15 protein-coding genes are annotated in these 13,086 nt (G+C 60.2%); 4 read left to right on the forward strand and 11 right to left on the reverse strand.

The features are described from left to right. The first annotated feature begins 51 nt into the window (after positions 1 to 51). Together paaX and feaR are read left to right on the forward strand one after the other, a co-directional pair. The gene (paaX, locus tag PSH79_RS11775) at positions 52 to 975 is read left to right on the forward strand and encodes a phenylacetic acid degradation operon negative regulatory protein PaaX (protein WP_305443021.1); all 924 of its coding nucleotides are present in this window, start codon (positions 52 to 54) and stop codon (positions 973 to 975) included. An 84-nt stretch (positions 976 to 1,059) separates the two neighbouring features. Further along, positions 1,060 to 1,974 carry a transcriptional regulator FeaR gene (feaR, locus tag PSH79_RS11780; protein ID WP_305443025.1) on the forward strand — a complete coding sequence of 305 codons (915 nt, stop codon included), beginning with the start codon at positions 1,060 to 1,062 and terminating at the stop codon, positions 1,972 to 1,974. Between the two features lie 3 nt (positions 1,975 to 1,977). Here the strand turns inward: feaR and PSH79_RS11785 are convergent, their stop codons facing one another. The 5 genes from PSH79_RS11785 to PSH79_RS11805 all read right to left on the reverse strand — a co-directional run bounded on the left by PSH79_RS11785 (position 1,978) and on the right by PSH79_RS11805 (position 5,503). Then, on the reverse strand, positions 1,978 to 2,499 hold the full coding sequence (locus tag PSH79_RS11785; RefSeq protein ID WP_305443028.1) for a cytochrome C: 522 nt from the start codon (positions 2,497 to 2,499) through the stop codon (positions 1,978 to 1,980). A gap of 143 nt (positions 2,500 to 2,642) precedes the next feature. Continuing rightward, positions 2,643 to 3,164 (reverse strand): methylamine dehydrogenase light chain, encoded by a 522-nt coding sequence (locus tag PSH79_RS11790; RefSeq protein ID WP_305443031.1) that lies wholly within the window; start codon positions 3,162 to 3,164, stop codon positions 2,643 to 2,645. 14 nt (positions 3,165 to 3,178) lie between these two features. After that, positions 3,179 to 3,799, reverse strand: a complete 621-nt coding sequence (mauD, locus tag PSH79_RS11795) for a methylamine dehydrogenase accessory protein MauD (RefSeq protein WP_305443033.1) — start codon at positions 3,797 to 3,799, stop codon at positions 3,179 to 3,181. 3 nt (positions 3,800 to 3,802) lie between these two features. Further along, positions 3,803 to 4,342 carry a MauE/DoxX family redox-associated membrane protein gene (locus PSH79_RS11800; RefSeq protein ID WP_305443036.1) on the reverse strand — a complete coding sequence of 180 codons (540 nt, stop codon included), beginning with the start codon at positions 4,340 to 4,342 and terminating at the stop codon, positions 3,803 to 3,805. A 12-nt stretch (positions 4,343 to 4,354) separates the two neighbouring features. After that, complete coding sequence (locus tag PSH79_RS11805) at positions 4,355 to 5,503, reverse strand: amine dehydrogenase large subunit (RefSeq protein WP_305443039.1); 1,149 nt, start codon at positions 5,501 to 5,503, stop codon at positions 4,355 to 4,357. Positions 5,504 to 5,829: 326 nt separating this feature from the next. Here PSH79_RS11805 and PSH79_RS11810 point away from each other — a divergent pair, with 326 nt between their 5' ends. Then, the gene (locus tag PSH79_RS11810) at positions 5,830 to 6,225 is read left to right on the forward strand and encodes a cytochrome c family protein (protein WP_305443042.1); all 396 of its coding nucleotides are present in this window, start codon (positions 5,830 to 5,832) and stop codon (positions 6,223 to 6,225) included. Beyond that, positions 6,222 to 7,712 carry an aldehyde dehydrogenase family protein gene (locus tag PSH79_RS11815; protein ID WP_305443045.1) on the forward strand — a complete coding sequence of 497 codons (1,491 nt, stop codon included), beginning with the start codon at positions 6,222 to 6,224 and terminating at the stop codon, positions 7,710 to 7,712. The genes PSH79_RS11810 and PSH79_RS11815 overlap by 4 nt, the downstream gene beginning before the upstream one ends. Before the next feature lie 87 nt (positions 7,713 to 7,799). Here the strand turns inward: PSH79_RS11815 and PSH79_RS11820 are convergent, their stop codons facing one another. The 6 genes from PSH79_RS11820 to PSH79_RS11845 form a co-directional block, all read right to left on the reverse strand. Beyond that, the gene (locus PSH79_RS11820; RefSeq protein ID WP_305443049.1) at positions 7,800 to 8,255 is read right to left on the reverse strand and encodes a MarR family winged helix-turn-helix transcriptional regulator; all 456 of its coding nucleotides are present in this window, start codon (positions 8,253 to 8,255) and stop codon (positions 7,800 to 7,802) included. Between the two features lie 186 nt (positions 8,256 to 8,441). Further along, positions 8,442 to 8,894, reverse strand: a complete 453-nt coding sequence (locus PSH79_RS11825) for an Ohr family peroxiredoxin (protein WP_305443052.1) — start codon at positions 8,892 to 8,894, stop codon at positions 8,442 to 8,444. A 208-nt stretch (positions 8,895 to 9,102) separates the two neighbouring features. Next, positions 9,103 to 9,582: a copper chaperone PCu(A)C gene (locus PSH79_RS11830; RefSeq protein WP_305443055.1), complete on the reverse strand. Its 480-nt coding sequence runs from the start codon at positions 9,580 to 9,582 to the stop codon at positions 9,103 to 9,105. Beyond that, a complete protein-coding gene (locus PSH79_RS11835) occupies positions 9,582 to 10,187 on the reverse strand; it encodes an SCO family protein (protein WP_305443058.1) in 606 nt (201 codons plus the stop codon). Before PSH79_RS11835 ends, PSH79_RS11830 begins: the two co-directional genes overlap by 1 nt. 156 nt (positions 10,188 to 10,343) lie before the next feature. After that, positions 10,344 to 11,753 (reverse strand): efflux transporter outer membrane subunit, encoded by a 1,410-nt coding sequence (locus tag PSH79_RS11840; protein WP_305443061.1) that lies wholly within the window; start codon positions 11,751 to 11,753, stop codon positions 10,344 to 10,346. Between the two features lie 72 nt (positions 11,754 to 11,825). Continuing rightward, positions 11,826 to 12,620, reverse strand: coding sequence for a helix-turn-helix transcriptional regulator (locus PSH79_RS11845; protein WP_305443063.1), 795 nt, complete (start codon positions 12,618 to 12,620; stop codon positions 11,826 to 11,828). Positions 12,621 to 13,086: the final 466 nt, after the last annotated feature.

Below are 13,086 nucleotides of genomic sequence, written 5' to 3' on the forward strand. Positions count from 1 at the left end.
CACCCGATTCGATTCGGTATATTCCTTTCTTTTTTTCAACCCGGTACGCCCATGTCATCTCTGACACCTTTGAACCATTTGATTACCCGCTTCCAGGAGCAGACGCCGATCCGCGCCAGCTCCTTGATCATCACGCTGTACGGGGATGCCATCGAACCCCACGGCGGCACGGTGTGGCTGGGCAGTCTGATTCAGTTGCTGGAGCCGATCGGCATCAACGAGCGCTTGATCCGTACCTCAATCTTTCGTCTGACCAAGGAAGGCTGGCTGACTGCCGAGAAAGTCGGCCGGCGCAGCTATTACAGCCTCACCGGCACTGGCCGGCGGCGTTTCGACAAAGCCTTCAAGCGCGTGTACAGCTCAACCGTGCCGGCGTGGGACGGTTCGTGGTGCCTGGCGATGCTCACGCAGTTGAGCCAGGACAAGCGCAAGCAGGTGCGCGAAGAGCTTGAGTGGCAAGGTTTTGGTGCGATTTCCCCGGCGGTGCTGGCTTGTCCGCGCAGTGATCGCGCCGACGTCAACGCCACGTTGCAGGATCTTGGCGCGCTGGAAGACACCATCGTTTTCGAAACCACCGCACAAGACGTGCTGGCCTCTAAGGCCTTGCGGGCGCAGGTTCGCGAGAGTTGGAGCATCGAGGAACTGGCGGCGCACTACAGCGAGTTCATCCAGTTGTTCCGACCGCTCTGGCAAGCGCTTCGCGAGCAGGAAAACCTGCTGCCGGCGGACTGCTTCATGGCACGCCTCCTGCTTATTCACGAATACCGCAAACTGCTGCTGCGCGACCCGCAACTGCCGGATGAATTGCTCCCCGGCGACTGGGAAGGTCGCGCGGCCCGACAGCTGTGCCGCAATATTTACCGTTTGATCTACGCCAAGGCCGAAGAGTGGCTGAACACTGCGCTGGAGACTGCCGATGGGCCGTTGCCGGACGTTGGCGAGAGTTTCTACCGACGCTTCGGCGGCTTGAAATAATCGCCACAGCGAGGAAGCTGCACTGTTCAGGAAGAACGCTTGGATTGACGTAGATAATAAAAACAAGCCTGCGTGAGGCCAGACATGATTCCTTCAACTGCACAACGCCGTGACGGCTTCGATCAGTGGATCCATCAGATAAACCAGATCTGCGGCGCCTTCAACGCGCAAACCCTCGGCGCCGGTTTTGCCGGGCGAATTCGCGAGTACCAGAGCGGTGCGCTCAAGCTCAGTTTTGTCGACGCCTGCCAGGCGCGGCTGTATCGCACGCCTGCGGAAATCGCCGCGGGCGAGGGCGGCAAGTACTTTGCCGTGTTTCAGCTCGAAGGCTCGGCGGGCATGTCCCAGGGTGACAACAAGGCGCAGCTTTCGGCCGGCGACATCACCCTAATCGACGCCTCCCGGCCGAGCGATTTCACCTACCACGAGAACTCCCGGCAGTTGTCGCTGATTCTGCCGACTCATCTGGTGGAGAAGACCCTGCGTTTCAATCAGGTCAAGTGCGGTCACCGCATCCCGGCGAGCTCCCCGATGGCTATGCTTTCGCATCATTTGATCCTCGATGCCACCCGCCAGAAGAGTCTCAGTCTGAGTGAAAGCGAAGCGACGCTGGAGGCAATTGTCAGCCTGTTGCGCCCGGCGATCAGCCAAAGCGAAGACTGCAGCGATCTGCATGAACGGATCTTCCAGAAAACCCTGGCGTGCATTGACGAGCACATTCGTTGCGAAGAGTTGTGTCCGGAATGGCTTGCGCGGGAAGTCGGGATGTCGGTACGCGGGCTGTACCGGATCTTCGCGAAGAAGGGCCTGGTGGTGGCTCGTTACATCAAGAATCGACGGCTGGACTTGTGCGCCGAATCCCTGCGTCAGTCGGGGGGCGAGCAGAAGCTGTCGGTGCTCGGTTACTCGTGGGGCTTTACCGATTCGAGCCATTTCTCCACGGCGTTCAAATCGCGCTTCGGCATTGCGCCGGGGGAGTACCGCAAGCAGCACGCTTGAGGTTCAGTCGTTCATGCCGTCATCGATTGCGATGCCTTGGGCGCGCATTTCCTTAATCAACTGTGCTCGCGTACCGGGCAGGTTGAGCATGGTTTCGTGGCGCAACCGCGCGACTTCGTCGGCGCTGTACGGCTGGTAATGCTTCGGCGCACTGGCACCGGCCATGCCGTCCTCGCGGAGCAGCCAGTTGAGCAGGTCGGCCAGTTGCGCGTTGTTCAGCGCGGACTGCGACATGCCGGGGACGCGCACCAGAAATTCACGGCCACCGGGGACTTTCAGGAAGTTGCCGACGAAACCGGCCATACGCGGCGTGTCGTTGGCCGCCGAACCCGTGCCGTCGGGCAAGTGGCAACCGGCGCATTGCAGTTGATAGTTCACCCCGACGCTGTAATTGGCCTGGGCGATGGGGGTTTGTGGCGCCTCGTTGCCCGGAGCGTGGCGCTGGTCCGGGTTGGGAATGGCGCGGGCGTAGACCGACGGTGCGGTCATGGCGAGAGTCAGACCCAGGATGAGCAAGTGACGCATAACAACTCCTTCAAAATTCACACAACACCCCTGTGGGAGCGAGCCTGCTCGCGAAGACGCCGGCACATCCAATAGAGCTGTCGCCTGAAACACCGCTTTCGCGAGCAGGCTCGCTCCCACAGGGGAAAGTTGCTGCGCTCTGGTCAGACAGCCACGCCCCGGATAATCGAAACCGTGCAGTGATAAATGTGCGATTTCGCCGCCAGACACCAGTTCACGTCGTTGTTGTTGAACGGTCGGTACGCCGGCTCTTCGCTGTCGTTGCGTGTACACGCGCACTGTGCGCAGCTTTGCTTACCGCAGCAGTCGTTGTACGAAATGATGTAGTCCTTGCCATCCGCCGGGTTGCGGCAGGTGCCGATCCAGGTCACTTGCGAGACTTCGGTGCCGGGAGGGCACGACGTCACTGAACCGCCGCAGCAACTGCACAGAAAGCCGTCGATCGAGCAATAGCGCCAGTAGTCGCAACTGTTCGGATCACCCGGATCGCCAGCCTTGGGATTGTCCGCCGCCAGTGCCTTGCTGGTGCGATCCAGTGGCAATAGCAGCGGCAGTGCGGCGCCAGCGACCATCAACGAACCCATGCGCGCCAGCAGTTTGCGTCGCGATGTGGTGTCGGCCACCCGACGGGCCGAGCGCTCGAACAACAGATCCAGAATTTTCATCAGTCTCTCCCGGCTCAGTGGCTATGGCCGTGGTTGTGGTGATGCGGCTGCGGCTGGCTGTTGAGGTATTGCTGCAACGTCGCGCTTTGCAGGTGTTCGACCTCGAACAGGCTGTCCAGATGCTCGCGGGAATTGACCAGGCCTTTGGCGCGCAGGGTGCCGGTCTTGTCGATCAGCGCGGCGTAGGGCAGCTTGCCGATCTGATAGGTCATGCCAACTTCCGGGCCGACCACGTAGGTGACGTCGTCAAGTTTGTGTTCGCGGATCAGTGCTTGCTGGGCCTCCATGTCGCCGTCGCTGATGAACACCACGTCGAGGCGGTCAGCCTGCTGTTTAGCGATGGATTTGATCGCCGGCAGCAGCGATTTGCAGATCGGGCAGGTCGGCGAGAGGAAGAACAGCAACTGGTTCTTTTCTCCGGCGTAACCGAAGTTGACCGGGCGTCCATGGCGATCGGCGGCGGTGATTTGCGGTGCAGCTTCATTGACTGCGACGCCTTTATCGACCATCAGCGCACCGGCCGGAGCAATGCGTCCGTGCAGTACGCCGATCTGCCGCACCAGACCCATCACCGCGAACGCCAGGGCAATCAGCAGCACCCACAACAGCACATTGGAAATCATCAAGCCTTCCATAAATCACCTACCAATCAATTTGAGCAGAAGAGGGGAGTTGGCCAGCAAGCCGTCAGCGGCGGCGTAGGTCAGCAGCGCCACAGCACTGGCCGCGACGGTGACGAAACCGTCGAACAGATTCAGGTCGCGAACCAGCGGCGTCGCGCTGGCCAGTAGCGCCAAGGCAATCAACACCGCGTTGCGCAACAGCAAAACCGGACGCAGCGGTTGCACCTGATCGGGACCCGCGCAGCCGCAATCGATGTCACGACGACCGCGCCACAGGTTGATGGCGATGGCAGCCGCATAAAGGGCGATCAGCGCCGCCGCCACCCACGCTGCCGGGCCGCGACTGAGGGGCACCAGCAGGGCAAAAGCGATCAAAAGTTCCAGCAACGGAATCGCTCGCCCAACCGGACGAACCAGCGACTCGGGCAGCAGTTGATAGTCCGCCAGTTGCCGGGCGAAGCGGGCCGGCGCGCGTAGCTTGTGGGTGGCGGCGCTGGCCAGCAGCACCGCAACCGCGAGCGCACTGGCAAGGATGAAAATCGGGTCAATCGTCATGGCGGCAACCCCTTAATAGCTCATGACCTGAGTCGCGGTTTTGGCGACTTTCGGCATGCTTGCGCTGAGCGTGTTGGTGGTCAGGTCGAAGATCTGCAAACCGCCCTCGATATCGGCGCCAAGCAGCAGTGGTTTGTCATCACCCGTGGCTTGCAGACTCCACACCGGTTTCGGCGCTTGGAGGGTCGCGAGTTTCTTCCCGGTCTTGAGATCGAAGGCCCAGATCAGCGTACTCGGGTCTTCCCACTTCATCGCTTCGTGGGCGTCGTGCATCAGCACGTACAAGCGATCGAGCTTTGGCGCGACCGCCATCAACTGCCAGCCACCGGGTGCCCAACCGGTTTTCTTCTCGGCGTCGTTGACCAGCGACCACGACGGCAGGATCTTCGGCGCCTCGCCGGCAAAGTCGACCGGGCGCACGGTGCCGGTGGTGGTGACGAAGTAATAGGTGTCGCCGACGTTCACCGCGCGTTCGTTGAGCTTCTCGGCATTCGGGTCGAAGAACGGCGTGCGGCTGCGCGCGGTTTCCTGGCCTTGATCGTTGAGCGTGACCACTTGCAGGCTGCCGTCGCCACACAACGAAGCGAAGCGACGATTGCCCACCGGGTAATTGAGCACGCAACCGGGAATCGCGATTTCGCTGCTGACGGCGCGGGCCTGGGTGTCGACCACCGTCACGGAGGTCGACGGGGTGAAGTTGTAGACGTAGACGAAGCGGTCATCGCCGCTCGGTTTCAAGCCATAGCGCTGGGTCAGGGATTCGGCGCGTTTGCTCGGGATCACCACTTCCCAGGACGGTGACAGGGTCGAGGTGTCCCAGGCAGTCAGCACGTCGGTGCGCGTGCCGCGAGTGCCGCGCGAGTAGAACAGGTCGGCGCTGAACAGGGTTTTGCGGTCGTGGCTCAGAGCTGATGGTGCGGCGAAACCGGTCGGCACCATGCCCAGCACACGTTTGTTATCCGGGTCTATGACGGTGACGCGGCCCATCACGAAGTTTTCGAATTCCACGTCAACCACATAGGCGCGGTGCGCCTCGGGCGGGAACGCGAGCGTGGTCTGGCCGATGGTGTCGGGCGGCAGCTCGGCGCGGGCGCTGTTCAAGCCGAGCAGCAACAGGCTCAAGCCCAGCGCTGACGGTACGGTGATCCGGTTGGTTCGCATTGAAGGGGAACTCCCTGACTGATGCCCTGATTAGTGGGTGCCAGTGGATTCTGCCTCTGCGCAAGAATCGGGGAATTGCTGTGTCTGCCAAGTGCTTGTGTGTTTGTGCCAGTCGCAATTGGCAGCCGCGCCAAAGCGACTGGCAGGCAGGGCAAAACCTGTGTTGGCGCAAGTCCAGACAATCGACCCAGATCCTTGTGGGAGTGAGCCTGCTCGCGATAGCGGTCGCAACTTCAACATTGATGGCGACTGACATGCCCTCATCGCGAGCAGGCTCACGCCTACAGGGGGATTGGTGGCATTCCATAATTCAAGGTTGGTTCTCCATGTTCACTCCGCTCAGATTTGCCTTCGCTTGTTTGTTTTCCCTGGCAGTGGCCCAAGCTGCCATCGCTGCCGATTGCGCGCCCGACGCCCGCCGTGGCGCGCAGGTATTCACCACCGAATGCGGCGTCTGCCATGCGGTGAAAAAGGACGTGGCCGGGTTGATGGGGCCGAACCTCAATGGGGTGATCGGGCGCAAATCCGGTTCACTGGCGGGCTTCAGTTATTCCCCGGCAATGCGCAACAAAGACGTGACCTGGCAAGCCGAAACCATCGCTGAACTGATCACCCAGCCCCAGGCCTATGTGCCCGGGACCTACATGCCCTATATGGGCCTGGCTTCGGCAGACGACCGTCAGGCCGTGGTGTGTTTCCTTAAATCGAAGGAGGCTTTATGAGCAACGTGGAAATGCTGCCGCAGGTTGCGGCATTCATTGATCGTCGGCATGGCTGCTTTATCGACGGCCAGTGGCAATTCGCGCAAGGGCCGACGGTTGCCGTGGTCAACCCGGCCAGCGGCCAGACCTTATGCGAAACGCTGGATGCCCCTGTGCAACTGGTCGAGCGCGCCGTGCAGTCGTCCCATGCCGCGTTCAAGTCTGGCGTGTGGTCGGGGCTGCGACCGGCGGATCGCGAGCGCATCCTGTTGAACTTCACCCGTCTGGTCGAGGAACACGGCGAAGAGCTGGCGCAACTGGAAACCCTGAGTCAGGGCAAGTCGATCAACATGGCCCGCGCACTGGATGTGAACGCCACGGTGGAATTCATGCGCTACATGTCGGGTTGGGCGACCAAGATCGAAGGGCAGACCTTTGACGTATCGATTCCGCTGCCGCCAGGTACGCGCTTCACCACGTTTACTAAACGCGAACCTGTCGGCGTGGTGGTGGGCATCGTGCCGTGGAATTTCCCGCTGATGATCGCGGCGTGGAAACTGATGCCGGCGCTGGCCACCGGCTGTACGGTGATTATCAAGCCGGCGATGGAAACGCCGCTGACGGCGATGCGTCTGGCGGAGCTGGCACTTGAAGCAGGCATTCCGGCAGGTGTGTTCAATGTGGTCACGGGCGGCGGCGCTTCGGTGGGCGGCGCGCTGACCGCGCATCCGCTGGTGAGCAAAGTGTCGTTTACCGGTTCCACCGCCGTGGGCAAAACCGTTGGTGTGGCGTGCATGGCCAACATGACGCGTTTTGCGCTGGAGCTGGGCGGCAAGAACCCGATGATTCTTCTGGCCGATGCCGACCTCGACAAAGCCATTCAGGGGGCGATCCTCGGTGGTTTGCTCAATAACGGTCAGGTGTGTGCGGCGGCGTCACGCTTCTACGTGCATCGTTCGATCCACGACAGATTTGTCGAGGGACTCGCCGCGGCGGTCGCGGCGCTGCCCATTGGTGCGGGCATGGACGGCGAGGCGGCGATCAACCCGCTGGTGTCGCACAAGCAGCAACAGAGTGTGCTCAAACACATCGAACTGGCACGGCGCGAAGGTGCGCGGGTGGTCTGTGGCGGGGAGTTGCTGGATCGCGAAGGCTTCTACGTGCAGCCGACGGTGCTGTCGGATGTCGATCACAGCATGAGCGTGGCGCGCGAAGAGGTGTTCGGGCCGGTGTTGGCGGTGATCGCGTTTGATGATGAGGACGAGATGATTGCGTTGGCCAACGACAACCCATACGGCCTGGCCGCCAGCCTGTGGACCAACGATCTGAGCAAGGCGATGAACCTTGTACCGCGCATCGAGGCCGGTACGGTGTGGGTCAATGCCCACGTACTGCTCGATCCGGCGATGCCGTTTGGCGGGGTCAAGCAATCGGGAATGGGCCGGGAATTTGGCCGGACGGTGATCGAGGCTTATACCGAACTGAAATCCGTCTGCATCGCGCATTGATTACAGGCAACAGATAACCTGTGATGAGGGATAACCGCCCTCAGCACAGGGTTTGTGTCAGCGCCCGCCATTCTTGTCTCAGACCAATCACACTTCAGCATTCGTCGACTTGATCAGGTTGTTGCGCAATTTGACGATCGATTGCTGCATCTGTGTGAACTCGTCCGGAGTCAAACCGGTTGCTTCGAACAGGCTACTGCCCGAGGACACGTTGCGCAGGTCTTTACCGCTTTGGGTCAGGCCGATTCGCACCTGGCGCTCGTCTGCCGGGTCGCGCTGGCGTTGCAGATAGCCCATGGCTTCGAGTTTTTTCAGGATCGGGGTAAGGGTGTTGGATTCCAGGAACAGCTTCTCGCCGAGGCTGCCGACCGTTTGGTCGTCCTGCTCCCAGAGCGCAACGATGGTGATGTATTGGGTGTAAGTCAGGCCGAGCCGTTCGAGGATCGGTTTGTAGGCCTTGCCGAACGCGAGGTTGGTCGAATAGACGGCAAAGCACAGGAAGTCGCTGAGTTTGAGATCGGTGGGGGCTTGGGTGTTCTTCATGTTCATCCTCGTGGGTCTGCTGAACCGTTGAAACGTATGGGGCGAACTATACGTCGGATGCGATTTTATCGGGAGTGCTGTTGGTGTTTGAAACGCCAATCGGTTCGCCCATGAAAGCTGGAGCGAACCGATTGCATCTCTATCCTATGCGCCTATATCGCATGCGATGCATTTAACAGGATAAAATCATTCGGTAATGACATTCAACGCCACATCAATGTTGCCGCGAGTGGCTTTCGAGTACGGGCAAATCTGGTCAGCGGTGTGCGCCAGGGTTTTCGCGATGTCTTGGGCGATGCCCGGTACGCGCAGGGTCAGACGAGCCTGAAGGAAGTAGGCCGGGCCTGTCTGGCCGAGGTCGACTTCGATGTCCACGGACATGTCGGCCGGCAGCACCACATTCAGGTCATTGGCGACCAGACCGACCGCGGCGGTGTAGCAAGCGGACCAGGCACCGGCAAACAGTTGCTCGGCGGTCGGGTGTGGCAAGGCGTTGGCGAACACATGGGCCGGTTTGGCGCTGCCCGGCGACGACAGTTGAATGTCGAGGTTACCGTTGTGACCGCGCGAAGTGATGCCGGCGCTGGCAGCGGTGGTGTGGGTTTTGCCGGTAGCCAGGACTTTTTCGATTTTGCTCATGGGATTAATCCTCAAAGACATAATGGTTGGAGTTGTTATCGCATGCGGTTAGATCGCATGCGATGTAATAATAATCCTCTTGCCCCAGAGTTCTGTCAACCCGCTCGACAGGCCCCACGCGACGAGCGGTAAACGTTTCCTTCGAGCAAAAAAAACGGGGCGGCCTGATAACAATCAGGCCGCCCCGTGGGTGTTGCAGTAAATCAGATCAATGCATCTTGCTGTGATCGTGACCTTGCATGTTGGTCAGCGAACGCACGGCCGCTTTCACTTCAACGGTTTCTTTCTCGCCTTTGGCGTTTTCCACGGTCAGGGTCAGCGGTACGGTTTCGCCTTCTTTCAACTGACCGGTCAGGCCCATCAGCATCACGTGGTAACCGTTCGGATCAAAGCTCACGGCTTTGCCGGCGGGCAAGTCGACCGATTTCACCGGGCCCATGCTCATGACGTCGTTCTTCATGGTCATTTCGTGGATCTGCACGTCTTTGGCCACCGGGGTCGCGACGCTGAGCAGCTTGCTGTCGCTGTCGGCGGTGACGGTCATGAACGCGCCGCTGGCGGACTGGGTCGGCACGGTCGCACGGACCCAGGCGTCGCTGACGGAGGTTTGTGCCGACGCCTGAAAAGCCAGGCCCAGCAGGGACAGACCGAACACGACGCGTTTGATGTTGTTCAGAACGGGGTGCATCAGCAAACCTCCATAACAGTAAGCAAATCTTCCGTGCATTCTTCTGCCGAAAGCGATGTGGACAGACCCAGGCGCAGCTCGCCGCGCGAGTCGTAGACGTAACTGGTGGCGGTGTGCGAGATGGTGTAGGTGTCGCCCGCCGGCACCTTCTCGAAGAACACGTCGAATTCCTTGGCGGTGGCCTTGGTTTCCTCAAGCGTGCCGTACAGCGCGACGAAGGTCGGGTCGAAGGCTTTCATGTAGGCGTCGAGGATTTCTGGCGTGTCGCGCTCGGGGTCGAGGCTGATGAAGATCACCTGCAAGCGATCGCCATCCTTGCCCATCAGTTTTTTGATTTTGGCCGCGCGGGCCAGGGTGGTGGGGCAGATTGCCGGGCACTGGGTGAAGCCGAAGAACACCATCGGCATCAAACCGCGAAAGCTCGACAGCGTCATGGTTTCGCCGTCGGTGTTCTTCAGTTTGAAGGTGCGTCCCATGATCTTGTTACTCAGATCCTTGCCGTACTTGTACGACAGTTGGCCGCGGGTGTCGCAGCCGGCGAGCAGGCCGAGCCCGAGCACGCCCATTCCCGCAAGCACGTTGCGGCGAGTCAACAAAGCCGTCATCTAATACCGCCTTTTGCAGCCCGTCAGTCGGCAGGACTGGCGAGGGGTTAACCGTAAAAGCGGCGCATGATACCAAACTGAACCGGCGAGTCGGTTTTCGATCGGCTGACAGGGTGTCGCAGGGCGACAAAAGGTGTAAGGAAAAGTGACGAGTGCTTACTGAATCGTCGCCTCCGCCGCCCGCCAACCGCCGCCCAGCGCGGTGTACAGATTCACCTCGGCGACCAGCTGCGCGAGCCGATCGGTAATCAATCCCTGCTGCGAACTGAACAGTGAACGCTGGGCATCGAGGAACACCAGACTGCTGTCGACGCCATTCTGATAACGGTGTTGCGCCAGGTTGTAATAGTCCTGGGTGGCTTGCACCAGATCGCGCTGCGCTTGCAATTGCTGCTGATAAGTCGTGCGCGCCGCCAGTCCGTCGGCGACTTCCTGAAATGCGGTTTGAATCGATTTTTCGTATTCGGCGACCGCTACGTCTTTCTGCAGCTTTGAATAATCCAGACTGGCGCGCAAACTCCCGGCATTGAAAATCGGCAGGCTGATCTGCGGCTGAAATGTCCACACGCCGGAACCGGCACCGAACAGACCCGCCAGGTCACGGCTGGACGTGCCGGCATTGGCAGTCAGGCTGACGCTGGGGAAAAACGCCGCCCGGGCTGCGCCGATGTTGGCGTTGGCCGCTTTGAGTTTGTACTCGGCCTGAAGAATGTCCGGCCGCCGTTGCAGCAGATCCGACGGTAGCCCCGCCGGCAGTTGTTGCACCAGCTCACTGGCCAGCGGCCGCGCGGGCAGGGACTCAGGCACCGGCGCGCCGACCAGCAGCGTGAGGCTGTTCAAGTCCTGCGCGACCTGACGCTGATAGCGAGCCAGATTGGCCCGTGAGGTGTCGACGCTGGTTTTCGCTTGCGCCTGCTCCAGTGCCGACGATTTACCCGCCTCACGGTTGCGCGTGGTCAGGCGCAGGCTCTGTTGATCGGCGGCGAGGGTTTCACGGGTCAGCGCCAGCAGTTCCTGATCGGCGCGCCAGGTCAGGTAGGCGTTGGCGACATTGGCCACCAGGCTCAACTGCACGCTGCGGCGAGCTTCTTCGGTCGACAGCCAAGTCTGCAAAGCCTGCTCGCTGAGGCTGCGCACGCGGCCGAAGAAGTCCAGTTCATAAGCGCTGATGCCGAGATTGACCGAATAGGTCGAATTGATCAGCGCTTTGCTTTGGGTCACGCTCGGTGGCATGCGCTGGCGCGATTCGCTGGCATTGGCCGACAACGCCGGCCACAGGTCGGCGCGCTGGATGCGGTACTGCGCCTGGAAGGCTTCGACGTTGAGTGCGGCCACGCGCAAATCACGGTTGTTGACCAGCGCGCTCTCGATCAACTGTTGTAGGGCTGGATCCTTGAACAGTGTGCGCCAGTCTTCATTGCCCGCAGTCTGGGTCGATGCCGCATAGGCCGCGCCTTGCGGATATTGCGCAGCACTCGGTGGCGCGGGCCGCTGAAAATCGGGAATCAGTGAACAGCCGCCCGCCAGCATTGCCAGGGACAGCAAGGAAATTCGCAGGGTGGACATCGAACAGCCTCATGCACGGAAGACGGCGGGCACGTCTTGTGTCGGTGCCCGTTTTTCAGTAGAACTGCCCGATCAGGCCCCAGCCATCCATTTGGCCAGACCATGCCGGCCACTGACCCCAAGCTTGGCCGTGGCGCGCTTGAGGTACGTCTCGATCGAACTGTTCTTGACCCGCAGCCTTTCGGCCATTTGCGGCACTGTGCCGCCGGTCAGCAAGCCCAGGCAGACTTCTTTCTCGCGCGCTGACAAGGCGATGCCGCTCAATGCCAATCGTTCATCGAACACTCGCGCAAGCGGTGCCTGATCCAGATCAGCCAAAGGCAGGCGCGGTTGTTTGGCCAGCGTTTGCCGGCTGATCTGCGCATGGCGTTCGATCAGCGGCAGCAGGGTGTCGGACAGACTCTTGAGAAAAGACAGTTCCGGCAGGGAAAACACGCGCTGGGTATGCGGGCGGTAGAACGAAATGACACAGCGACGGTTAGAGCTGCGCGACACCAGATTGCATTGATGGACGCTGTGCTGCGGATGTCGGGATAGAAGCGAGGCTTTCAGTTGAATCAACAGCGAGTCGTTCATCTCGATCATTTTCTGCAACAGCGGATGATCGTCCGGGCGCACCAGCGGATCGGCCGCAGGAAAAGTCTGCGGTAGACCGGCACTGCCCAGCGGCTTGATCTCGACCACGCTGGCTTGACGCTCGTCCAGTGTCCACTCGCTCAGATCGACCCGGTTGACCGGCACCAGCGTGTCGACCAACTGGAACATGTTTGCGGCGAAGTGATCATCGCCGGTGCTGGCAATCAGCTCGCCCAGTTGCCAGTAGAAATGCGGGTTTTCCATATTGCGAATACTGCCGGTCAGATTCATATCCTTGTCATCCCTGGTACAGAACCATCACTGAATCGTCTGCCGTCGTAAAAGCCGCCACGCAGTCATTTCTCCTTGAACATGATCTGGGGCAGGATTTAAGCCTATACATTTGTCCTACGTCTGTAGGGGAAAACAGGGACACAAAGTGCCACTATTTCTGAATGTTGGCGCCGGGGTTCTGACAGGGCTGATGACACAACAGTTGTCGCGAGTGACTGCCCAGTCACGCCAAAGACCCTGAAAACGGGGCGGTCGTGATTTCCGGTCGGCAGCATCTGAGTAAAAGGCGGTATTGGCATGTAGTTCTTTTCCTACATGCTTTTCAGTATTTCCTCTCCGCATTTCTAGACAATACCTGCGTGATTCGCCTCAAAAGAGGCTGTCAGGCGTGCGCGGGCGGGGTGGTTGTCCGGGTTTCAGGTGTCATGTCGGTGGGGAGGCCGATGCTTGAATACGCGGCAAA

The organism is Pseudomonas sp. FP2196 (genome assembly GCF_030687715.1).
Classification (GTDB): Bacteria; Pseudomonadota; Gammaproteobacteria; order Pseudomonadales; family Pseudomonadaceae; genus Aquipseudomonas.